A 22674-nucleotide genomic window follows, 5' to 3' on the forward strand; every position below is an offset into this window, starting at 1 on the left:
GGCCGGTGGTGTGACGCCGTTCACATTAGGGCTGAATTGAAACGTTGTAAATGAGCGTGAGGCGATGACATTTGCCCTGGAGGGAGTTCGGACGAGGTCGACGGAGATGCGGCGGGCTCGGGAGGAATGACTCTTATGTATCGTTCAAGTGCGGGCGCCGTGAACGGCCTTGCGTCGAGGAGGCGGACCATGACGGAGGCGTTACGCCGCGTGATTCACGGCCAGGCGTCGGTCAAGGACGTGGCCCGGCGCGCGGGCGTGTCGGCGGGCACCGTCTCCAACGTGCTGAACCGTCCGCAGCTGGTCCATGAGGTCAGTCGGCGCAGGGTGGAACAGGCCATGGTCGATCTCGGTTTCGTGCGCAACGAGTCAGCTCGACAGCTCCGCGGCGGGCTCAGCCGGACACTCGGCTACGTGATGCTGGATGCCGCCAATCCCTTCTTCACCGACGTCGCCAATGGCGCCGACCACGTCGCCGAGGAGCGGGGCCTGTCCTTGTTCCTGTGCAACAGCCGCAACACCGCCGCGAGGGAGCGGGCGCTGCTGAGGCGGCTCGAGGAGCAACGCGTCCAGGGCGTGCTGGTGACTCCGACGGACTCGGACTCCCCGTGGCTGGCGGAGCTCGCGGGGCGCGGCACCCCACTCGTGATCGTCGATCGCACACCCACCAGCGGGCGGTTCTGCTCCGTCTCGGTGGACGACGTGCGCGGCGGTCGACTCGCTGTCGGTCACCTCGTGGCCCTGGGCCATCGTCGCGTGGCGTACGTGGGCGGTCCGGACTCCCTGGGGCAGGTGCGCGACCGCCTCGTCGGCGCGCGGCTGGCGTGGCAAGAAGCCGGACTCCGAGCTGGTGATCTCCGCGTCATCCGGACGTCGGACCTCGGGGTCGCAGACGGACGGTCAGCGGGGGAGCGCCTGGCGGGACTGCCGCGCGACGGCCGACCCACGGCTGCCTTCTGTGCCAATGACCTGGTCGCACTCGGACTGTTGCAGCAGGCGAACCTGTCAGGGCTCCGGGTGCCGGAGGACCTCGCGATCGTCGGCTACGACGACATCGACTTCGCCGCCGCGGCAGCGGTGCCGTTGACGTCGGTGCGTCAGCCGCGCCTGGAGATGGGCCGTACGGCGGCGCGCATGCTGCTGCTCGAGGCCGAGGAAGACCAGCACCAGCACGAGCAGGTGGAGTTCGTCCCGGATCTCGTGGTGCGTCGCTCGACGAAATCGTGATGTGACGGCCGTGGCGCGTACGAAAGGCGGCACCACACCCCGAGGTGCGGCGCCGCCTCCTTGCACGGGTCAGCGTCGGACGGTGACCTTGACCGACCTCGTGACTGACTGAGTTCCCCCGGTGCCGGTGAAGGTGATCGCGAGGACCACCTTCTTGCCGCGCAGGAGCTTGCGCTTGGCCTGCTTCGGCAGCGTGACGGCGACCTGCTTCTGGGCGCCCGCCCGGACCCGGACCGTCGTGGTGTCGACGACCTTGCCGCGGATCTTCACCTGGACGGTGCTGGTGCAGGCCTCACCCGAGCTCGCGCAGCCGAGGCGCAGGACCGCCGTGGCCGGGCGCTTCTCCCTGATCCGTGCCGTGGCCGTATCCGACATCACGGTCGGACGTCGGACCGACTCCGGGGTCGGGGTCGGCGTCGGTGTCGGGGTGGGGGTGGGGGTGGGGGTGGGGGTGGGTGTCGGAACCGTCGGGACGATCGGTTCCAACGGCTCGACCGGGTGGGGGATGGCGTCGGCGTCGTACTCCAGGGCCGGCAGCACGGACGGGAGGACCCGTCCCTCGCGCACGGTCTTGAAGGCGTAGACGAATCCCAGGAGCTCCGCGTCCTGGAAGGCCTTGCCCTGCAGCTGGAACCCGATCGGCGTGCCGTTGGCGTTCATGCCTGCGGGGAAGATCGCCGTGGGCACACCCGAGGCGGACGACTGCGGGTCGAGGCGCCCGAAGCTGTTGCCGGTCGAGTCGTTGAGGTGGATGTCGCTCAGTCCCTCGGGATAGAGCACGGCGTCGACGCCGTTGTCGTCCATCCACGTCTCGAGCACGTCGCGGTACGACGCGCGCCAGGCCTCGAAGTCCCGCTGCTGCTGGTCGGTCATCTCAGCAGTGCCGGGGGACACCTGCTGGATGTCGACGGGGGCATCGGGGTGTGCCTCGAACCACTGGATCCAGCCTTCGCGGCCCGTGCTGCCGAAGTTCGGGCGCGTGGGTGCGGCCGGGGCGGCGGGGATGTCCGTGATGGTCGCGCCGGCCGCTTCGAACGTCGCGAACTGTGCCCGGAGGGCGTCGCTCGTCCCCGTGGTGCCGAACGGGTCGGTGAAGGCGCCGGCGGGGATGCCGATGACCTTGCCCTGCAGGGCGGTGGGAGTGAAGTACTCCGTCCAGCCCTCGGGCCGGTTGCCGTTGGCCACGTCGTCGAGGACGTCGTCGGGGTTGTCGATGGCGGCCACCTCGAGCAGCGCGGCGAGGTCCTCGACCGACTGCGTCATGAACCCGACGTAGTCCTGGATGATCGTCAGTGGCATCGTGCCGGCGCTGGACTGCATGCCGTCCGTGCCTCGCAGCGAGTAGAGGCTGCCGGCCCACGACGGGCCCCACAGGGAGTCGCCGGTCTGGGTGCCCATCGCCGCTGCACCGAAGCTGGCAGCGATGGATGCGCCGGAACCGCCGCTGGAGCCGATGGTGCTCTTCGAGGGGTCGAAGGCGTTCCACACCTGACCGAAGTGGCTCTGGCTGAAGTGACCGCTCTGGGCGAACCGCGAGAGGTTGGCCTTGCCCAGGATGATCGCGCCGGCTGCCCGGAGCTGCTTCACCTGGAAGGAGTCGTCGGACGGCGTCCAGCCGTCGAAGAGGAGCGAGCCACCAGTGGTCGGCATGTCCTTGGTGTCGATGATGTCCTTCACCAGGATCGGCACACCCAGGAGGGGACGGGTGTTGCCGGCCTTGCGGGCAGCGTCGGCAGCACGGGCCTGCTGCATGGCGTCGGGCGCCACGGACAGCACGGACTTCAGGCCGAACGGGCCACGGTCATAGGCAGCGATCCGGTCCAGGTAGGCACGGACGATCTGCTGCGAGTTCGTCGTACCCGCGTCCAGGGCGGCCAGCTGGTCCGTGAACGACTTCCCGATCGGGTCGTAGGTCGAGGTCGTCTTGACAGTCTCGGCCTGCACGGCGCCGATGACGTCGTTCTGGATCGGCTCGGTGGCCGCCGCCGCACAGGTGGCGGGGTCGGTGGTGCCGAGCAGGAGGGGCGTGAAGTTCACGACCGAGCAGATCTCGCTGGTGCGCAGGTCGCCCAGGTCGGGTGTGGCGGCGAGTGCCGTCGCGGTGTCCTCGACGAAGTCGACCTCTGATCCCGCCGCCGGCACGGGGTTGCCGGCCAGGGCGCGGACCTCGGATCGACCGGCCACGACGTAGCGCAGCAGTGATGCCGTACGGCCCGGCTGGATGGTCAGCTCGGTCATGAACGCCGGGTGGTTGGCTTCGTCGCCGGCAGTGGCCATGTCGTTGGCGAAGGGGTCGCGGAGGAAGTTGCCCATGCGGGTCGTCGCGCCCGGAGTGCCGGGCTCGCCGGCCACGGTCGCCGACGGCCCGTTGTTGCTTGCCGACCCGGCTCCGGCGGACGGGGAGTACCAGGATGCCCAGCTGTCGGCGCCCGTGATGGCCGCGTCCCCGGAGGAGGTGCCCGCGATCGCGGTCTGGTTGGCGCCGGTGTTGTAGCCCAGCTGGCCACCGAAGGCCACGTCCACGGTGACCGGCACGTGCAGTGTGTTGGTGAACGAGTCGAGGAACCGGCCGTAGTTGTCGGCCTTGTCGATCTTCAGCTCGCGCTGGACGACGACGCCGTCGAGCTTCACGCCCTGCGTGGTCGAGAACGTGTCGCGCCCGTCGTACGTCATCCCGAAGCCGCGCAGCAGGATGCCGTTGAGGCGGCTCGTACCACCGTCGACCTCGACCCGGAGGCCGCCATAGCCCTGGAGCGCCAGCGCGTTGGTGCGCGTGATGCTGCCGGTGTCGATCCCAGGGATCGCGGCGTCCTGGACCTGCCAATTGTCACCTCTGGCTACGGCGACCGTGTTCAGGGCGTCCGCAGGCACGGCGACGAGCGTCGACAGTGCGAGCCCGGCCACCATGGCCGGCGGGATGAAACGGCGCGCGTGGCGCTGCCGCGAGCCGTTCTCCGTGTTGTCTCTCATGAAATCCTCGGATCCTCATACAGGGGTGGGGGAGGCCCGGGCGGGCCGCCGCGACCAGTAGATCGACGGCGGATCACGTGGTGGTTCCCCCTGCGTGAAGACCTCGTGGGTCCAAACGAGACAGCGTGTCCGACGGGTCGTGGTCGTGGATCGGCTACTGGCCGGGGCCGGGGCCGGAGCCGGAGCCGGAGCCGGAGCCGGAGCCGGAGCCGGAGCTGTCCCTGGCGCTGCTCACCAGCGGGTCGACCGCAGTCGGCCAGGACAGTGCCCGGACCCGCTCGCCGATGACGAAGCCACGCAGGTCGGGGGTCCGGACTAGGTACTCGTTGCCGACGAGGTGCTTGATGATCCGGTAGACGCTGGCGCGTGACATCGGCAAGGCTTCTGTGAGCTGCCGAGCAGTGACTCCGGGGCCCAGCCGGGCCACCGCTTCGAGGACTGCGAAGGCACTGTCGACGGCCGCTGGCTGGCGCGCGAGGAACTCGTGGGACTCAGTCGACATGGCCGTCACCCGGTGTGGCGGGTGCCAGGATGACTGCTCCGGCCAACGCCTCGTCGTGCATCCCGACGTAGCGGTCCGCCGGCGTCGAGCCTCGTCCGGTCTGGACCCACATGCCCAGGCCGACCGCGAAAGCGACCGCCAGCAGCGCGAGGCCCAGCGGGTTGCCGTCGCGAAGCTCGCGCACGAGCTCGTTGGCAGCCACCGCGGCGGCGCCGATGCCACCGATGACGGCGGCGAGCACGGGTCCGTGGGTGACCTCGTCGATCGATCGCAGGAACAGCGGGAGCGATGCTGCGGCAGACGCGTACGCGACACAGAGGACGACGCTCGCGGAGAGCTTGAGCTGCCACGAGAAGCCGTCGAGTCCGACACCGGCCAGCATCGCGAACACCGGCGGAGTCACCACCAGCGGCAGCACGGCGAGGGTCGCGACCACCGGGATCCCACGAGTGTCGACCCGTCCGAGTGCTGCGGGCAGGATCCCCTCGCGCGACATCGAGAACAGCAACCGCGCGAGTGCCGACCACACGCACATGGCGAGAGCGACCAGGGACCACGCGAGCACCACCAACACCAGCGCGTCGCTCACTGACCGGTCGGCGCCGGGAGACAGCCATCGCCATGTCCAGATCGACGGCGCATCCGCAGGCCGCGCCGTCGCGACGACGTTGGCGATCACGAAGAGGACCGCAGCCAGCGCCAGGCTCGACTTCAGCGCGAGCGGGACCTCCCGGAACGGTCTCCGTGTCTCGAGCCCGAGCGACGCGGAACTCTCGAACGCCAATGTCAGCGTCACGATCGTCGCTGCACCCAGCAGGATCCGCCCCGGCGATGCGCCCTGCAGCGAGAACGCCCCTGTCGACGGCAGGCCGTACCGAAGCGTCCAGACGACGAGGACCGCACCGAGGATGACGAAGCTGGCCGCCTCGGCGACGAGCGCGGCGCGCGTGGACCAGTGGATGCCTCGCGTCATGGCGTAGAGGCACATGATCACGCCCACCAGGAACAGTGCTCCGATCCGCCAGGGGCCGGCCCCGCCCAGCCCGGACGCGTCGAGCGCGGCGTCTGCCCGCCCGGCCGCGTCAGTGAGTCCGAAGCCGATCATCGCGGCGTAGCCCACGACCAGGCAGCCAGCGACCACGAGTGCGGGTGCCGGGCCCAGTCCCTTGGCGACAAACGTGTAGAGCGTTCCGGCCGATCGGAAACGTGTGGAGAACTCCCCGAACGTCGACGCCAGGAGGAACACCACTCCGAAGCCGAGGAGGGTGCTCAGCCAGAAGCCCGGGCCGATCATTGCCGGGAACGCCAGTCCCGTCCCGAGTGCCGTCAGTGACGGGACCAGGACTGCGACCGAGTGCGCGGCGAGGTCGACGGACCCGACCTCCTGGCGGGCGACTCCGTCGAAGACCGAGCGGTCACGGAACCGGAGAGATGGCCGGGGGCCGTCGGATGCTGACACGCAGCGAGCGTAGGAACGGATCGTTTCAGGGGGATGTCGACCGATGGCTTCCCACGTCAACTCCACGGAGCCCAACGTCGCGCAGCAGGCCCACCGAGTCTTCTACGTCCTGGCCGACCCCGCCACCGCGAACACCGGCCACCCGATCTCCGTACGCCACTGCGACACGTCAGCGGTGTCGCGAGGTCCCACGAGGTAGGTCTCCCGGACCGGTCCGGCCACGCTGAGCGCGTTGGCCACGACCCACGCGCCGACCTCCCCGTAGGTGACGTCGATGTCGTCGTGGTCGCCTACATGGGTCGCGACCGCCAGCTCGACCGCCGGCAGCTCCACCGGGTGCACCCGGCCCCTGGTCGGAGGGTCATCGCTGGGCAGGTGCACCAGCACGTGTCCGCGGCCGACCTCGAAGAGCGCGTTGTCGTACACGCCTCCCGGCGTCCCTCCGGTGTCAGTGAGGGTCGCGTCGAGCTCGGCCATCGCGCCGGCGTACCAGCTCAGGACGTCGTCGAGCGCGACGTCGTCCTCGACGGCGGCGACGCTCACGCGTGGAACGGAGCGCACCTCCACGTGCACCGGGGCGGGCTCCGGCGCCAGCAGCCGCCGCAGCGAGCGCACGGCAGCGCGGGTCCGGTCCAGCTCGGACTCGAGGTGCTGGAGGTGCGCGGCGACGAGCTCCGACCGGGTCGTGGTGTCCGCCGTGTCGAGGATGCGTCGGACGGTGGCCCGCGGGACGTCGAGGTCCCGCAACCGGTGGATGACCTGGGCGGTGGGGATCTGGTCCGCGGCGTAGTAGCGGTAACCGGTCGACCCGTCTACCTCGGCCGGGACCAGCAGGCCTGCCTCGTGGTAGCGCCGCAGCGTCCGCACGCTCAGGTGGGTCAGTCGGGCGAAGTCGCCGATGCTCAGGCCGGTCTGCACCTGCGCAGTCTGCACTCTCTCCCCGGGGGAGGGTCCAGTGCTTGACCCTCCGGTGCGGGGAGGAGCGAGGCTCGTGGCATGACCACTCACACCGCCTTCCGCGACATCCGCGCCGACGACCTGCCCGCCACCATCCGCGCGTTCCTCGCAGCCCACGCAGCCAGGGAGCCCGACGCGGCCGTGCGTACGTTCACTCGTGACGCCGTCGTCGTGGACCAGGACGAGACTTTCCGCGGCACCGAGCAGGTCCTCGACTTCCTGCGCCACGCCGGCAGCGAGTTCACCTACACCACCGAGCTCGTCGCTGCCCGGCGTGACGACACCCAGTGGGTGGCCGTCAACCGCATCGAGGGCGACTTCCCCGGCAACGTCGCCGACCTGACCTACCGGTTCACCCTCACGGACGACCTGATCAGCGCGCTGACCATCCGGTGAGACGTCGGCCGAGCAGCTGTGGCTACGCTCTCCATCGAGGTTCGGGTCGCAGTCGACCCGAAGGGGGAGCGCGGACATGAACGACGCGAAGCACTGGGCGGGCGAGTTCGTCCAGCTGATGCAGGAGCTGAGCTCGGCCAAGGACGAGATGGCCCGCCTGCAGCTGGCCGTGGACTCTGCGGTCCGCCTGGTCGATCGGTGCAGCCACGCGGGCTACACGATCAACGAGAAGAACGGGATCACCACCCGCCTCGGCAGTGACGAGATCGTCAAGCGCGCCAACGAGCTGCAGTTCGAGATCGGTGAGGGGCCCTGCATCAGCGTCAACCGCCAGCAGGTGACCCTGATCTGTCGCGAGCTGGACCGGGAGCGGCGCTATCCGACCTGGGCGTCGCGCGTGCACGCCGAGCTCGGCGTCGGGTCGATGATGTCGATCCTCGTCTACCACGACGACCACTCCTACGGCTGCCTCAGCTTCTACACCGACATCGGCGAGACGTTCGATGCCGACGATGTCGCGGTCGCCGAAGCCATCTCTGCGCACCTCGCCGTCGTCATGACCAGCGGCCGCGAGATCGACCACCTTGGCATGGCCCTGCGCAACCGGCTCGCCATCGGTCGCGCCGAGGGGATCATCATGGAGCGCCTCGACCTCACCGCGGAGAGGGCCTTCGACTACCTGCGGCGGGTGTCGTCGCACACCAACCGCAAGCTGGTCGCGGTCGCGACCGAGATCGCCGAGACGCGCCAGCTGCCGACGTACGAGTAGCGCGGGCGCCTCAGGAGCGGCAGGCCTACCGCAACCGGGACTGCGGGAAGGGCGCCGCCTGCGGAACGTGGTGGACCGTGAGGCTCGGGACGACCCGCAGCCGCCACGGCGGTGACCCCACGTCGACGGGCACGCGCGGCGACGGCACAGCCAGGGGCGCGGTCTGCCGGGTCGGGCAGGTCTCGAGGCACGGTCGGTCTGCCGAGGCGTCACAGTCGCTGCACGGGCTGGAGTATCGGGCGGTCACGATCATGCGGGCGGCCCCTTCGGGGTGCTGGGAAGGCGAGGCACACAGAGAGGCGCTCACCACGACCTGCAGACCGCCGCGGACCCGATCCTGGGTCGCGCGGTGCGTGCCCTGTACCCAGCCCCGCGGGAGATACGCGGATCCGTCCGCTTGTTCTGGATCACATGACGGCCGGGCCCGGGATCGCGGAAGACACTTCGGTACGCGCAGAAGGGGCCACGACCGATCACGGTCGTGGCCCCTGCATTCGCGAGCCGGACTACGCGCAGACGGCGTACGCCCACACATCCACGGGGATGGAGTTGTCGCTGTTGTTGATGACCGCCCCCCACGAGACCGCGCTGGTGCCCGGCTGGCTGCTTGCCGCGATGGCGATGCTGCTGAAGTAGCCACCTCCAGTGACCTTCTTGCCCGCAGGGCAGAAGGCGATGACCGTCCCGATGTCGTAGGCCGCCACCGTCACGGTGGGGCTCTGGACGACGACCGAGCTGGCGGACGCGCTTGCGCCCGCAGGACCGATCGCACCCATGGGGCCGGTGGCTCCCGGAGCGCCAGGTGCGCCCACGAGCTTCGAGCGCTCGCTGGCTTTGAAGTCCTTGAGCGTCAAGGTTCCGTTCTTGACCTTGCCGGTCGTGACGGCGCTGTCCTTGATCTGCGCCGTGGTGATGAGTCCACCGGCGACGGCGGTGCCGGTGCTTGACAGCGCCGCCACCAGGACCGCAGCGCCTACAAGCCCAGCGGTCTTCTTGTTGATCTTCATACGGTTGTCTGTCCCCTTGACGTGTGTGGATGTCGAGATGGTTCTCGCCCCCGAGAGACGGATGCTGTGATTCCCGCGCCGGCGGAGTGTCAGCCGTTCTCGCAGGCGGTGCCGTCCTTGTCGCGGTCCAGGTTGGCGTTGTTCACCCAGTAGACCTGGACCGCGAGCTTCGTGGTCGCAGGGCGGGAGTAGCCGTCGCGGACCGCCTTGGCAGCAGCGACCGGACCCTTCGCGACCCCGTTCGGCCACTTGGCCGTGAGGGCGTCGCACGAGGGGAACTTGGGTGCCGCGGCGTCGGCGGGGGTCATGGTGAGCAGGGGAGCGGCGAGGGCGAGAGCGGCAATCGCTCCGCGGAAGGTCGAGGTCATGGCGAGACCGTAAGCGGGGCCGGAGTGCCGCGTCCGGCGAACGTCAGGATCGCCTTGACCGATTTCACGCGTTCGGCAACGGACGCCGCGTCCCGGTGAAACGGGTGTCGACGTCAGCAACACCACGAACACCACGGGGAAGAACCACCATGATCCCGCACGTCGCCCGAGCGCTCGCCCTGATCCTTGCCGCCATCGGTCTCGTCGGCCTGGCGCAGACACCTGCGAGCGCCATCGTCGACCGCGACTGCGGTGACTTCCCCACCCAGGCCGCTGCGCAGGCGTTCATGCTGGCCTCCGGCGCGGGTGACCCGCACGGACTCGACGGCAGCGACAACGACGGCCGCGCCTGCGAGTCCAACCCGTGCCCCTGTGGGACGGTCGCGCCCCAGCCCTTCGTCGGGAACACCGGTGGCACCCAGGACAACACGCCGACCGGCACCCAGACCGACGCCGACGTCGTACGTCGCAATGTCGGCAACGTCGTGAAGGTGACCGACGGCGACACCCTCAAGGTGCGCATCCGCGGCATCGGCGTGCGCGACATCCGGATCATCGGCATCGACACGCCCGAGGTCTACGGAGGCACCGAGTGCGGCGGCAGGAAGGCCAGCCAGCGGATGCGCGAGCTGGCGCCGGTCGGCTCGACGGTCACCCTGGTCAGCGACCCGAGCCAGGCCGATCGTGATCGCTACGGTCGCCTGCTCCGCTACGTCGAGCGCAAGGGCAAGGACGTCGGCCGCGCCCAGGTCAACCTCGGCCAGGCGACGGTCTACGTCTACGACCACACGCCGTTCCGACGGACCGCCGGCTACAAGCGCGTCGAGCGCAGCGCCCAGAGCAGTCGCCGCGGCTCGTGGAACACCTGCTGGCGCTGACGATCCGTCACCGGAGCCGGCACGACGGCGGCCACGGACCCATCAGCCGTCCCAGGTGTAGCCACCCGCCTGCTGGGGGAGGATGAGGGCATGCGGGTGAGTCGGGGGATCGCAGCTGTGGCTGCCGTGGTGCTGTCCGTCGCGCTCGCCGCGTGTGGTGAGGACGGCTCGTCCGTCGGCACCGGCGAGCCCGGCAACGAACCCAGCGCGTGGGGCACGAGCCAGGACCCGGTGGCCACCGCGCCGCTGGTCTGGGAGTCCGACGGCGTCGTGCACCTGTCCGACGGCACGGAGGTCGAGCTGGGCGGACCCACGTCGTCCTACGTCGTCGCCGGCGACGGTGTCTTCTTCGTCCCCTCGGCGAGCGAGGACGCGGCCGCTGCCGAGGACGTCGCGAGCGGTGAGGTCCACTTCGCCGCTCCCGGCGGGGAGGCCACCGACACCGGGCTGCGCCTGCGGGCCGACACGCTGCGCGCCTCGACCGATGGCCGGTACCTCGTCGGCATCGACGTGGAGTCCGGGGACGAGGACGAGTACGGGACCCCTGTTGCCGAGCTCGTCGTGCTCGACCTCCGCGAGGGCGTCGAGGTGGCCCAGACCTCCCAGGGCCTCGGCGACACCGGCGACGACCTGGCCGACCTCTACGAGGATGCCGAGATCGGCGTCGTCGCGGTCACGGACGACACGGCGTACGTCGACGCGGTGGACACGACCCTCGCCGTCGACCTCGCCGGCGGTGGGACGACCGACGCCGGTGACGTGTCCGTCCCCGTCCCGGGCGCGCCCGAGAGTCCCGACGGCGCATGGACGATCCGCCAGGACGGCGACCGCGCGGCGGTGCTCGGCAAGGACGGCACGGCGGTGCGGCTCGACGTACCGACGCCGCGGTGGACGCTCGACTGGTGGGCCGATGCGGAGACCGCGGTGGGGGTCGCGGTCGCCGACGACGGATCCTCGGCGCTGCTGACCTGCCGTGTGCCGGACGGCGCCTGTGAGGTGCCCGAGGAGTCGACCGGTGCCGTGGTGCGCTTCGCCACGGGCGCGACCGACCAGCTCGTCGTACGACTGCTGGGCGTCGAGGGATGACCGATCCGGAGGGCGAGTACCAGCGACTGGTCTCGGGTGACGCGGGCGTCATCGCCGCCGCGACCGAGGCGCTGCACAGCGCCCTGCTCGACGTCGACCGCGCGCAGGAGGACCTCGCCGGCTGTGGCGTACGCGACTGGTCCGGGCTCGGCGCCGACGCCTACGCCTCCCGCCTCGAGGTCCTGCGCACGGGCGTCGCGCGGGCCCACGTCGCACTCGGCGTGACGCACTCCGCCGTCGCAACCGCCGAGGACGCCTACACCTGGTGCGACGACACGGCCACCTACTTCATCCGCCACTGGCGCTCCCGCCCTGCCGGCCTGCCGCCCGTGGTCGAGGAGCTCTTCGCTCGGCTCGTCAACGGGCTGCTCCTCGCCACCGGGACGACGTACAACGCGCGCCTGGCCGGCGTGACCGCGGTGCTCACCGGCGACGACGAGGACCTCGACGAGCTCAGCGACGAGGCCCGCGCATGGGTCGAGCAGGGGCTCGCGCGCAACCAGGAGTGGCTCGACGACTACGGCAGCACCCTCGGTCCGCGGATCCCGAGCATCGGCGCCTGGGGCGACGGACGCGGGCGGATCCCGCAGGGGTTGGGCTACGACCCCAGGACCGGGCTGCTCCTCCAGGGCTTCTACGACCAGGACGACGGCGACCCGTCGGTGATGGCGCTGATCGACGAGGTCACCGGCGAGAAGGTGGGCGAGGTGAAGCTGGGCGGCGTGACGCCCGGTGCCCTCGGCCAGGAGGACGTCGACCACGGAACACCCGGGCACGCCGGAGGGGTCACGGTCGACGGCGACACGGTCTACGTCACCGACAAGGGCAAGGTCTACACCTACTCCCTGTCGGACATGCGTGACTCCGGACCCGGCGCGACCGTCCAGCCGCAGTCGGTGCAGACCGTGGACAACGGCGGGTCCTACTCGGCGATGAAGGACGGCCTGCTCTACCTCGGCACGTTCACCGAGAAGTCCGAGGGCACGCTGCACGTCTACCAGCCCGATGGCCGGGGTGGCTGGGTGGAGATGCCCGACCGTGCCGTCACCACGCCGCCGCGCTGCCAGGGCGTCATCGTGCGCAACGGCGAGTACGTCTTCAGCACGTCCTTCGGGCGCGACAACGAGAGCGCGCTCGTGGTGCAGGACCACGACGGGTCGCGGGAGTCCTACGCGTTCCCGAACATGTCCGAGGGCCTCGTGGAGGTGGACGGCAACGTGCTCGTCACCTACGAGTCCGGGGCGACGAAGTACGGCGGGGACGAGGACGACCTGTGGCCCACCCCGAACCTGACCAGCACGCCCCTGTCCGGTCTGGGGCTGTCCGGCGAGTTCTTCATCGGGCCGGAGTCGCTGGTGCTCGTCGCCGCCGAGCTCGAGGGCCCCGGGCGTCGGATGACCCGCACCTCCCATGACGTGGCGGCAGTACGCCTGTCCGCCGGCGATCTCGGCAAGGTCCCGCAGGCGCCCGACTTCGCCCAGGCCGTACGCCGGCTGGTCGCGAGCATCGGTGACGGCCTGCGCGCGAGCGGCACGGCGGTCGGCCACGCCGCCGACAGCCTCCGCGCCACCGCTCGCGACGCAGCGCGCACCGACGACGCGGTCCACTCCGGCTTCGACCGGGCTCGCCTCGACTGAGACGTCCGGGGCCAAGCCCTCCTAGAACACCCCCGGCACGAACGACTGCTCGTGCATCGGCGTACGCACGTAGGGCACGTCGCGGACCTCCGGCAGCACGACCGGATCCGGCGCAACGTCCTCGTAGTCGAACTGTGAGAGCAGGTGCGTGATGCAGTTGAGCCGCGCCGCCCGCTTGTCGTCCGACGGCACGACGAACCAGGGAGCCTGCTTGATGTCGGTGTGCTGGAAGGTGGTGTCCTTCGCCATCGAGTAGCGGACGTAGTGCTCGCGCTCGGCGAGGTCCATGTCGGAGAGCTTCCACCGCTTGAGCGGCTCGGCGTTGCGGGCCTCGAAGCGCCGCTGCTGCTCCTCGGCGCTGACGGAGAACCAGTACTTCAGCACCACGGTCCCGGACCGCACGAGCATCCGCTCGAACTCCGGGCAGCTGCGCAGGAACTCCTGGTGCTCGTCCTCGGTGCAGAAGCCCATCACCCACTCGACGTTGGACCGGTTGTACCAGCTGCGGTCGAACAGGACCATCTCGCCGGCGGCGGGAAGGTGCTCGACGTAGCGCTGGAAGTACCACTGGCTCCGCTCGCGGTCCGTCGGCTTGGGCAGCGCGACGATCCGCACGGTGCGCGGGCTGGTGCGCTCGGTGATCCGCTTGATCACGCCACCCTTGCCCGCGGACCCGCGGCCCTCGAAGATCACCAGGACCTTGAGGCCCTGCGACTGCACCCAGTACTGCAGCAGCACCAGCTGCTCCTGCAGGCGCTCCATCTCGGCGTCGTACGCCGACGCCCGCAGGCGGCCCTTGCTCGTGTAGCGGTCGTCGTCGGTGCGGTCGGGACTGTCCGGGGCGTCGCCCATGTCGTGCCTCCTGGAGTCGGCGCGCCCATCGTGATCCCAGGAGGCGTGTCCCTGCAAGCGACGAAGGACCGTCCGACCCCATGACGGCGTCGGACGGTCCTTCGGCGGGTGGTGCAGGTCGTGTCAGCGGTGCGGCGGCGCCGGGGGCGGCATGTGCTGGGTCGCCTCCGGGTCGTACGCCCGGTCGGTCGTCGTCCCGGCGGTGGCGCCGGAGTAGCCGGCCCCGGTCGTGGAGTAGCCCGTCGCTCTGTCGTGACTGCTCATCTCGGCCTGGGCACGTTCCTTGCCGAGCTGCGCGTCCTGCTTGGCCTGGCTGGCCGCCTGGGACCCCTTGTCGCGCGCCTGCCGGAGCAGGTCGGCCGCCAGGTCGCGACCACCGAGACCGAAGGCGAGGGCGAGCCCGAGAGCAAGCGCGAACATGATGGCGGTGAAGGCGATCCGCACGATCTCCGGGGCGATCTGCAGCTGCTCGAGGATCATGAAGAAGGCGATCGTCATGATGACGGCGGGGGCGACGGCGCCGACGATCTTGCCGGTGGGGGTGTCGCCCATGAAGCGGACGACCGCGGCTGCGACCGCGCCGGAGACCAGCGCTGCGACGACGAAGATGAGGATCGCCACGATCACGTTGGGCAGGTAGGCCAGCACGTCGTTCATGAAGCTCGTGGCCGCGGGGATGCCCAGCGCGCCGATGGCGGCCGTGATGAAGAAGATGAAGATGAACCAGAAGACGATGCGCGAGATGCCGTTGGCGGGCGAGGCACCCGGAAGCACCGCGTCGACGTACCTGCGAGCCGAGCTCTCATGGAGCCGGCGGTCGATGTGGGCCTTCTCGAGAAGCTTGCCGACCAGACCGGCGACGACTTTCGAGATGAGGTAGCCGACCAGCAGGATGAGCAGGAAGCCCACCAGGTGGGGCAGGAAGTCGAAGATCCCGTCCGTCGTGTTCTGGAAGCTTTCGCCGATGTCCATGGGAGTGTCCTTTCGTTCGGTTACTCCCGACTCTGACCCCCTACTTTGGTCGCAGAACACACCCCAGGGGTGCGGATAGTTCGTGGGAAATCGGGTAGGTAGAAGCCTCCTCGGGAGGTGGCCGCGAGCCTCGGTTCTTGGCTACGATCTCACCCGTTCGAGCGCGGCAGATGCGTCCTGGGAGGGAACGATGAGCGGCGTGGTGCACCGGATGGGCGTCTTCAAGGAGCTTGCCCAGGCACTGGGCGAGACCCCCGACGAGGAGCAGAAGGTCACGCTGGCCGTGCATGCTGCCACGTCCCTGGTGGAGCTCTGCTGCCATGCCGGCTTCACCGTCAACGACCAGGGCGGGTTGTCCACCCGGGCGAGCAGTGACGACGTGGTCCGACGCGCCAACGAGCTCCAGCAGGAGCTCGGTGAAGGTCCCTGCCTCGACGTGATGCGAGAGCTGGACACCGTGGTCGCACCGGACCTCGCCGCCGACCGGCGCTGGCCGGTGTGGGCCCCGCGGGTGCACGACGACCTCAAGGTCGGTTCGATGATCTCGGTGCTCGTCTACACCGGGACCCAGTCCTACGGGGCGCTGAGCATGTACGCCCACCGTGGCGGACGGTTCGATGCCGACGACGTCGCGATCGCACAGACCTTGGCCGTCCAGCTCGCCGCGGTCCTCACGACGAGCCGCGAGATCGACCAGCTCGGCATGGCGCTGCACAGCCGGACGATCATCGGCCAGGCGACCGGTCTCGTCATGGGGCGGTTCGGCGTCGACGCCAGCCAGGCCTTCGACTACCTGCGCCGCGTGTCCTCGCACTCCAACCAGAAGCTCGTCGAGGTCGCCCGCACGGTCGTGTCCACCGGCGATCTGCCTGACCTCGTCTGAACGGCCGTCAGGTCCCCGAGCGCCCCACCCAGCCTCCTGCAACACTCCCTCCCATGCAGCAGCGAACTCTTGGACGTACGAACCGGCCGGTCTCCGTCGTGGGCCTCGGCACCTGGCAGCTCGGCGCGGACTGGGGTGAGGTCACCGAGAGCGACGCGCGCGAGGTGCTGGAGGCCTCGGCCGAGGCCGGCGTGACGTTCTACGACACCGCGGACGTCTACGGCGACGGTCGCAGCGAGCAGCTCGTCGGCGCCTTCGTCGCCGCACACCCCGACGCCGGCTTCACCGTCGCGACCAAGATGGGTCGCCGCGAGGAGCAGGTGCCGGCCAACTACGTCGAGGCCAACTTCCGCGCCTGGCTCGACCGCTCGCGCCGCAACCTCGGCGTCGACACCATCGACCTCGTCCAACTGCACTGCCCGCCCAGCGCGGTCATCGACGACGACGCGACCTACGACGTCCTCGACCGGCTCGTCGAGGAGCAGGTCATCGCGGCCTACGGCGTCAGCGTCGAGACCGCCGACCAGGCGCTCAGCGCCATCGCTCGTCCCCACGTGGCGAGCATCCAGATCATCCTCAACGCCTTCCGGATGAAACCGCTCGACGCGGTGCTTCCCGCCGCCGAGGCCGCCGGGGTCGGCATCATCGCCCGCGTGCCGCTCGCCTCCGGCCTGCTGTCGGGCAAGTACGACCTCGACACCACGTTCGCCGCCGACGACCACCGCACCTACAACCGCGACGGCAGCGCCTTCGACGTCGGCGAGACCTTCTCCGGCGTCGACTACGCCACCGGGGTGGAGGCGGCGCAGGAGTTCACCCAGCTCGTCAAGGACAGCGGGCTCGACGTCACTCCGGCCCAGGCAGCCATCGCGTGGGCGTGGCAGCTCGCCGGCGTCTCGACCGTCATCCCCGGCGCCCGCAACGTCGCGCAAGCGCAGTCGAACGCGGCCGCCGGTGACGTCGTACAGCTGCCGCCGCCGTTGCTCACCGCGGTCGCCGACCTCTACGACCGGAAGATCCGCGCGCAGGTGCACGACCGCTGGTGACCCGGCCACCGCTGCCGCAGTGTGGCAAACGGTGGACCTCTCGTTGAGCTCCGTTGCGCGAGCCGTGCCCGACCGATCCCTACGGTGGACGGATGCACGTGCTGGTGGTCGAGGACGACGCCGACGTCGCTGCTCCACTGGCCCACTTCTTCACCGCCAGGGGCTACGACGCCGCGGTCGTCGCGCACGGCCGGGAGGCCCTCGCCCACGTCGAGCGGACCGTCACCGATCTGGTGCTCCTCGACCTGACCCTGCCCGACATGGACGGCCTTGATGTCTGCGGCGCCATGCGCGGCCACGGCTTCGACGGCGGCGTGATCATCCTCAGCGCCCGCAGCCAGGAGATGGACGTGGTGGCCGGCCTCGACGCCGGCGCCGACGACTACCTCGCCAAGCCGTGCTCCATCGCCGAGCTCCAGGCCCGGGTGGGGTCGGTGCTGCGCCGCATCGAGCGCTCCTACGTCCTGCCCCGCCCCCGCCGCTCGGTCGAGAACTTCCTCGAGGTGCGTGACCACGAGGTCGCCTACCGCGGCGTGCAGATCGCGACCAGCGGCCGGGAGTACGACGTCCTGGCGATCCTCCTCGCCCACCGCGACCGGGTCGTGACCCACGACGCCCTCATGGACGAGGTCTGGGGCAGCGACTGGTCCGGATCCCCGATGGTCCTCTCCAGCGCGATCGGCCGGATCCGTGAGCGGCTCGCGGCGGCGGGCGCCCCCGACCGGATCGTCAACGTGCGCGGCATCGGCTTCCGGCTCACCTCCTCCTGACGGCCTACTCTTCGCAGGACGCTGCCGGCGGTGGCGGCGAGCGGAAGGACGCCGATGGCCACGGACGTGCTGGACGAACAACCCCCTCGGTTCTCGCTCGAGCACCTCCGCCGCGTCGCTGCGGACCACTGGGGAGTCGAGTCCGACGACGTCGTCGGACTCTCCAGCGAGCGCGACCTCAACGCCCGCATCGGCGCCGGCCACGTCCTCAAGGTCTCCAACCCGGCGGAGTCGCGCGCGCTGGTCGACCTCGAGGTCGCGGCGATGCGCCACGTGGCGGCCACCGACCCCGACCTGCCGATCCCCGACGTCGTTCGCCTCCTCGACGGGACTGACGTGGCAGTGGTGCCGGACGAGGGCGGACGCCCGTGCCTCGTCCGCCTGATCACCACGGTGCCCGGGGCGCCGCTCGAAGGAGACGTGGTCACCGAGGACCTCGCCGAGCAGGTGGGTGCCGCGACGGCCCGGATCGCCCACGCACTGCGGGGTTTCTTCCACCCGGCGGCCGGGAGCCGGGTCCTCGACTGGGACGTACGCGCCCTGCCGCGCGTCGCGGCGAAGGCCCAGCAGGCCGGTGTCCTGCCCGAGGGGGATCCGTTGCGCGACGTCGTCGCGCGGGTCGCGACCAGCCTGGCTGCCCTGCCGCGGCTGCCCAGCGGGGTCCACCACGCCGACGTGACCCTCACCAACCTGCTGGCGACGAACGGCCGGATCACGGGGGTCATCGACTTCGGCGACCTGCACCACACCGCCGACGTGGTCGACCTCGCGATCGCGCTGACCGCGGTCGTGCGCAACACCAGCGACACCCAGGTCTGCTCCCTGTGGGAGCTCGCCGGCGCCGTCCTCCGCGGCTACCAGCGCCACCGCCGGCTCACGTGGGACGAGGTGGAGGTGCTCGGCGACCTGGTGCTGTCGCGGCTCGCGCTCAGCTCGATCATCTCGCGCGGTCGCGCCGCTGCACACCCCGACAACACGGCGTACATCACGCAGTACGACGACTCCAACGCCCGTACGACGCACGCGCTGGCGCAGCTCTCGCCCGGTGAGCTCGCCCGGCGGTTCCACCGCCTCGCCGGGACCGCCACCGCGAGCGCCGACGCGGCCGCGCTGGGGGAGCGGCGCGACGCCGTCATGGGCGGCCCGGTGGCACCGCTGTTCTACGACCAGCCGCTGCACCTCGTCAGCGGTGAGGGCGCGTGGCTCACCGACGCGTCGGGCCGTCGCTTCCTCGACGCCTACAACAACGTCGCCGTCGTCGGCCACGCCGACCCGACCGTCGTGTCCCGGGTCGGTCGCCAGCTCGGACGGCTCAACACCCACTCGCGCTACCTCCACCCGGAGGTCGTCGAGCTCGCCGAGCGGCTGGTGGCGACGATGCCGGCCGGGCTCGACACCGTCCTGTTCACCACGTCGGGCACCGAGGCCAACGAGCTCGCCTGGCGGCTGGCCACCGAGGTCACCGGCGGGTCGGGAGCGCTCATCGTCGAGCACTCCTACCACGGCTCGACGCGGTGGATGGCCGACCTCAGCTCCAACGAGTGGCCACCGGGACACCGTCCCGATGCCGTCGGCCTCTTCCGCGCGCCGCGCGCACACGGGGACCTCGGGCTGCAGGCCACCACGGACCTGGTGCGTGCTGCGGCAGGCGACGTCGCGACCCGCGGACACCGCCCCGCCCTGCTCCTGGCCGACTCCGGGTTCACCAGCGAGGGCGTGCACGACGCGCCGCCGTCCTACTTCGAGGGCCTGCGGGCGGGGGCCCACGCCGAGGGTGCGCTCTACCTCGCCGACGAGGTGCAGATCGGCTACGGCCGGACCGGTCCCGGGCTCTGGCGCTTCGCGCAGTCGGGCGTGGTGCCCGACCTCGTCACGCTCGGCAAGCCCATGGGAGCGGGCTATCCCATCGGTGCGGTGATCACGCGGCGCGACATCGTCGACCGGTTCGCCTCGCGCTACGAGTACTTCTCGACGTTCGCTGCCACCCCGGCCGCGGCCGCGGCCGGCAACGCCGTGCTGGACGTCCTCGAGGACCGAGGACTGCCGGAGCGCGCGCTCGTCACCGGTGCCCACCTCGGGGAGAGGCTTCGTGACCTCGCCGCGTCGACCGACCTGCTCGGGGAGGCGCGCGTCATGGGGCTCGTCGCGGGAGTCGACGTCACCGCCCCGCGCCCGACGGCGCAGCGCCTGCTGCAGCGCCTCGTCGCCCGCGGTGCACTCGCCGGCCTGACCGGGCCGCGCGGCGACGTGCTGAAGGTGCGACCGCCGCTGGTCTGGGACCACTCGCACGTCGACCACTTCGTCGGCTGCCTGGCCGCCGCCGTAGACGACGTACGACGCCGTGCGGGATGACCGCACCCGTTCGGGCGCAGGGCTAGCCTCGACGTCATGTCTCCCCAGATCGCGACCAACACCGACGTCGGCCTCGAGCAGCTGCTGGACTTCGTACGCACCCGCCACCACATGGTGCTGATCACCCGCCGTGCCGACGGCTCGCCGCAGTCGTCGCCGGTGACGGGCGGGGTCGACGACAGCGGCCGGATCGTCATCGCCACCTACCCGCAGCGGGCCAAGACGAGGAACGCCCGCAAGCGCCCGGATGTCTCGGTGCTCGTGCTCTCCGAGGAGTGGGACGACGCGTGGGTCCAGGTGGACGGGACGTGCGAGGTGCTCGACGCGGTCGACGGACCCGAGGCCCTCGACGGCTTCGTGGAGTACTTCCGCAACATCGCGGGCGAGCACTCCGACTGGGACGAGTACCGCGCGGCCATGGTGAAGCAGGACAAGTCGCTCCTGCGGATCACGCCGACCCGCTGGGGTCCTGTCGCGACCGGCGGCTTCCCGCCGCAGGACTCCTGAGACCGGTCAGCGGCCCTGGTTGTGCAGGTCGATGACCACGCGCGCGACCTTCGTGACGTGGATGCCTGCCCGTCGAGCGGCGTCGTCGAGCGCCCCGCGAGCGTCGTCCAGGCTGGTTCCGCGTCGTGCGGCGAGGATGCCGGTCGCGACCTCCACGCTCGTGTCGTTGCGCAACCGCCCGGGGGCGTCGCGTGCGTCGTCGCGCGTGGTGAACGCGAGGTCGGCGTTGGTCACCGCACCCGGCGCCCACGCCCTCAGCACGTCGGCGAGCGCCTGGTGCTTGCCGACGAAGGTGCCTTCCGAACGACCGTAGAGGTTGACGGTGCCGCTGATCTCGCCGGCGTTGCGGATCGGGAAGGTCAGCGTGCTGGACACACCGGCGGCCGCGCCGACCACAGCGAGGGCCTGCCACCTCTCCTCGCTGAACAGGCCTCCGTCGGAGGTGGCGATGCCGTGCCCCAGGTGGATGGCGGCCTCGCACGGGCCGGTGTCCAGGTACTGGACGGCGTCGAGCGCCGCGATCTCGGCATCGGTGGCCACCAGGGTGAACGTCAGCCCGTGCACGTGGGAGGCCACGCTGATCCCGGCCAGGTCCGGGGTGATGGTCTGGGCCCGCGCCGCCAGGTGGGTGAGCTGGTCGGACAGGCTGCCGTCGTCCAGCGCGGCGTCGAGCTCGCCGATCGCCTCCAACGTCTCGGGGATGAACTCCATGACCCACCAGTACCCGACAGCGGGCGGCCCATTCAAGCCACCAACGGGTGAGCCGCCACTCGGATCAGGCGATCTCGATGAGTGAGGCGTCGACCTTCTCCCGCAGCAGCCTGAGCGCGTTGCGGATCCGGGTCTTGGTCGTGCCCAGGGGGGCCTGCATCAGCTGCGCGACGTCCGCGTAGGTGTGGCCACCGAAGTAGGCCAGCTCGATCGCCCGTCGCTGGGTGGGCGGCAGCTCCATCAGCGCGGCGAAGATCGATCGCGTCCGGAAGTGCGAGCTGGCCTCCTGGAAGGTGCTGTCCGTGGTGCCCGCCTCGCTGCCCTCGCCGTGCCACGAGGTGTCGCGCCTCCGGGCCGCGCTGCTCGACCGGACCCGGTCGACCGCGCGGTGGTGCGCCATCGTCGAGATCCAGGCACCCGCCGAGCCGCGGGAGGGGTCGAAGCGCGAGCAGCTGCGCCACACCTCGATCATCGTCTCCTGGGCGACCTCCTCGGCCTGGTGGTGGTCGCGGACGACGCGCAGGGTGATGCCGTACACGCGCCCGCCGACCTCGTCGTAGACCTCGGTGAAGGCGTCCGTGTCGCCCGCCGCGGCGCGCAGCAGGGACGCGGTGAGCGGGTCGGGGTCGTGGTGGCGAGGTGTCGGCATCGTGGCTCTCCAGGAATGAGTCGTCCGAAGACGCCTTGTGCGCAAGTAACTTGGGAACAAGATAGCGGTGTTTCGTGAGAGAATGCACGAATGGCCGAGAACGAGGCACCTCCTCTGGTGGACCAGCTGTGCTTCGACCTCTACGCCGCCTCGCGCGCCGTCACCGCTGCCTACCGACCGGTCCTGGCCGAGCTCGGGCTCACCTACCCGCAGTACCTCGTCCTGATCGTGCTCTGGGAGCGGGAGAGCTGCACCGTGCGCGACATCGCCGACACCCTGCGCCTCGACCACGGCACCCTCACACCGCTGCTGCGTCGGATGGAGGGCGCCGGGCTGGTCGCGCGGCACCGCGACCACAACGACGAGCGCTTCGTGGTCATCTCGCTGGCGGAGAAGGGCAGCGCCCTGCGCGCGCACGCCAACCGCATCCACTGCGACATGAAGGACGCACTCGCGCTCAACGAGCAGGAGTTCAGCGACCTGCAGCTCACCCTGCGCACGCTGACGACGCGCGTCAGCTGACCGGCGGGTGCCCGGAAGTGCCGAGCCCGGTCGTCCTGTTGCACGACGACCGGGCCCGACACCGGCCGATCCGGCCGACTGTTTGACCGGACGGCCTCGACCTCGCGACTTGCGATCGGGAGGCCGTGCTCCCTCTGTACCCCGGGTATGCACT

General features: G+C 70.5%; 22 protein-coding genes. 12 read left to right on the top strand and 10 right to left on the bottom strand.

The genetic code is table 11. The features are described from left to right. The first annotated feature begins 159 nt into the window (after positions 1–159). Positions 160–1227 (top strand): LacI family DNA-binding transcriptional regulator, encoded by a 1068-nt coding sequence (locus tag BM127_RS12725; RefSeq protein ID WP_231263421.1) that lies wholly within the window; start codon positions 160–162, stop codon positions 1225–1227. A gap of 69 nt (positions 1228–1296) precedes the next feature. On the opposite strand, the gene BM127_RS12730 is transcribed toward BM127_RS12725, so the two are convergent. The 4 genes from BM127_RS12730 to BM127_RS12745 all read right to left on the bottom strand — a co-directional run bounded on the left by BM127_RS12730 (position 1297) and on the right by BM127_RS12745 (position 7076). Continuing rightward, entirely contained in the window at positions 1297–4197 is a 2901-nt protein-coding gene (locus tag BM127_RS12730; protein WP_091199040.1) for an amidase family protein, read from the bottom strand. Positions 4198–4351: 154 nt separating this feature from the next. Continuing rightward, entirely contained in the window at positions 4352–4699 is a 348-nt protein-coding gene (locus BM127_RS12735; RefSeq protein ID WP_091199208.1) for a MarR family transcriptional regulator, read from the bottom strand. Then, complete coding sequence (locus BM127_RS12740; protein WP_091199043.1) at positions 4689–6158, bottom strand: APC family permease; 1470 nt, start codon at positions 6156–6158, stop codon at positions 4689–4691. Before BM127_RS12740 ends, BM127_RS12735 begins: the two co-directional genes overlap by 11 nt. A gap of 102 nt (positions 6159–6260) precedes the next feature. Next, a complete protein-coding gene (locus tag BM127_RS12745; RefSeq protein WP_091199210.1) occupies positions 6261–7076 on the bottom strand; it encodes a MerR family transcriptional regulator in 816 nt (271 codons plus the stop codon). A gap of 78 nt (positions 7077–7154) precedes the next feature. Between BM127_RS12745 and BM127_RS12750 the strand changes: the two genes are divergently transcribed. Then, complete coding sequence (locus tag BM127_RS12750; protein WP_091199045.1) at positions 7155–7511, top strand: nuclear transport factor 2 family protein; 357 nt, start codon at positions 7155–7157, stop codon at positions 7509–7511. A 76-nt stretch (positions 7512–7587) separates the two neighbouring features. Beyond that, positions 7588–8280, top strand: coding sequence for a GAF and ANTAR domain-containing protein (locus BM127_RS12755; protein WP_091199046.1), 693 nt, complete (start codon positions 7588–7590; stop codon positions 8278–8280). A 506-nt stretch (positions 8281–8786) separates the two neighbouring features. Here the strand turns inward: BM127_RS12755 and BM127_RS12760 are convergent. Then, the gene (locus BM127_RS12760; RefSeq protein WP_091199047.1) at positions 8787–9287 is read right to left on the bottom strand and encodes a hypothetical protein; all 501 of its coding nucleotides are present in this window, start codon (positions 9285–9287) and stop codon (positions 8787–8789) included. An 89-nt stretch (positions 9288–9376) separates the two neighbouring features. After that, the gene (locus tag BM127_RS12765; RefSeq protein ID WP_091199048.1) at positions 9377–9655 is read right to left on the bottom strand and encodes an excalibur calcium-binding domain-containing protein; all 279 of its coding nucleotides are present in this window, start codon (positions 9653–9655) and stop codon (positions 9377–9379) included. A gap of 149 nt (positions 9656–9804) precedes the next feature. Between BM127_RS12765 and BM127_RS12770 the strand changes: the two genes are divergently transcribed. From BM127_RS12770 to BM127_RS12780, 3 genes are all read left to right on the top strand, one after another. After that, positions 9805–10533 (top strand): thermonuclease family protein, encoded by a 729-nt coding sequence (locus tag BM127_RS12770; RefSeq protein ID WP_091199049.1) that lies wholly within the window; start codon positions 9805–9807, stop codon positions 10531–10533. Positions 10534–10623: 90 nt separating this feature from the next. After that, entirely contained in the window at positions 10624–11619 is a 996-nt protein-coding gene (locus BM127_RS12775) for a hypothetical protein (RefSeq protein WP_139227729.1), read from the top strand. Next, on the top strand, positions 11616–13256 hold the full coding sequence (locus BM127_RS12780; RefSeq protein ID WP_091199056.1) for a WXG100 family type VII secretion target: 1641 nt from the start codon (positions 11616–11618) through the stop codon (positions 13254–13256). The genes BM127_RS12775 and BM127_RS12780 overlap by 4 nt, the downstream gene beginning before the upstream one ends. A gap of 21 nt (positions 13257–13277) precedes the next feature. Here BM127_RS12780 and ppk2 read toward each other — a convergent pair whose 3' ends face one another. Further along, entirely contained in the window at positions 13278–14108 is an 831-nt protein-coding gene (ppk2, locus tag BM127_RS12785) for a polyphosphate kinase 2 (protein ID WP_091199059.1), read from the bottom strand. A gap of 123 nt (positions 14109–14231) precedes the next feature. Then, on the bottom strand, positions 14232–15080 hold the full coding sequence (locus BM127_RS12790; protein WP_091199061.1) for a mechanosensitive ion channel family protein: 849 nt from the start codon (positions 15078–15080) through the stop codon (positions 14232–14234). 190 nt (positions 15081–15270) lie between these two features. On the opposite strand from BM127_RS12790, the gene BM127_RS12795 reads away from it, so the two are divergent. From BM127_RS12795 to BM127_RS12815, 5 genes are all read left to right on the top strand, one after another. Beyond that, positions 15271–15963 carry a GAF and ANTAR domain-containing protein gene (locus tag BM127_RS12795; RefSeq protein WP_091199063.1) on the top strand — a complete coding sequence of 231 codons (693 nt, stop codon included), beginning with the start codon at positions 15271–15273 and terminating at the stop codon, positions 15961–15963. A gap of 53 nt (positions 15964–16016) precedes the next feature. Then, positions 16017–17009, top strand: a complete 993-nt coding sequence (locus BM127_RS12800) for an aldo/keto reductase (RefSeq protein ID WP_091199065.1) — start codon at positions 16017–16019, stop codon at positions 17007–17009. Between the two features lie 92 nt (positions 17010–17101). Next, positions 17102–17779, top strand: a complete 678-nt coding sequence (locus tag BM127_RS12805) for a response regulator transcription factor (protein WP_091199067.1) — start codon at positions 17102–17104, stop codon at positions 17777–17779. A 54-nt stretch (positions 17780–17833) separates the two neighbouring features. Beyond that, positions 17834–20131 carry an aminotransferase class III-fold pyridoxal phosphate-dependent enzyme gene (locus tag BM127_RS12810; RefSeq protein WP_091199069.1) on the top strand — a complete coding sequence of 766 codons (2298 nt, stop codon included), beginning with the start codon at positions 17834–17836 and terminating at the stop codon, positions 20129–20131. Positions 20132–20167: 36 nt separating this feature from the next. Then, the gene (locus tag BM127_RS12815; RefSeq protein WP_091199073.1) at positions 20168–20638 is read left to right on the top strand and encodes a PPOX class F420-dependent oxidoreductase; all 471 of its coding nucleotides are present in this window, start codon (positions 20168–20170) and stop codon (positions 20636–20638) included. A 6-nt stretch (positions 20639–20644) separates the two neighbouring features. Here the strand turns inward: BM127_RS12815 and BM127_RS12820 are convergent, their stop codons facing one another. Together BM127_RS12820 and BM127_RS12825 are read right to left on the bottom strand one after the other, a co-directional pair. Next, a complete protein-coding gene (locus BM127_RS12820) occupies positions 20645–21349 on the bottom strand; it encodes an ANTAR domain-containing protein (RefSeq protein WP_091199075.1) in 705 nt (234 codons plus the stop codon). 64 nt (positions 21350–21413) lie between these two features. Beyond that, positions 21414–21998, bottom strand: a complete 585-nt coding sequence (locus BM127_RS12825; protein WP_091199077.1) for a sigma-70 family RNA polymerase sigma factor — start codon at positions 21996–21998, stop codon at positions 21414–21416. A 90-nt stretch (positions 21999–22088) separates the two neighbouring features. Between BM127_RS12825 and BM127_RS12830 the strand changes: the two genes are divergently transcribed. Then, complete coding sequence (locus tag BM127_RS12830; protein ID WP_091199078.1) at positions 22089–22520, top strand: MarR family winged helix-turn-helix transcriptional regulator; 432 nt, start codon at positions 22089–22091, stop codon at positions 22518–22520. Positions 22521–22674 lie beyond the last annotated feature (154 nt).

Source organism: Nocardioides alpinus (genome assembly GCF_900112035.1).
Taxonomy (GTDB): Bacteria; Actinomycetota; Actinomycetes; order Propionibacteriales; family Nocardioidaceae; genus Nocardioides; species Nocardioides alpinus.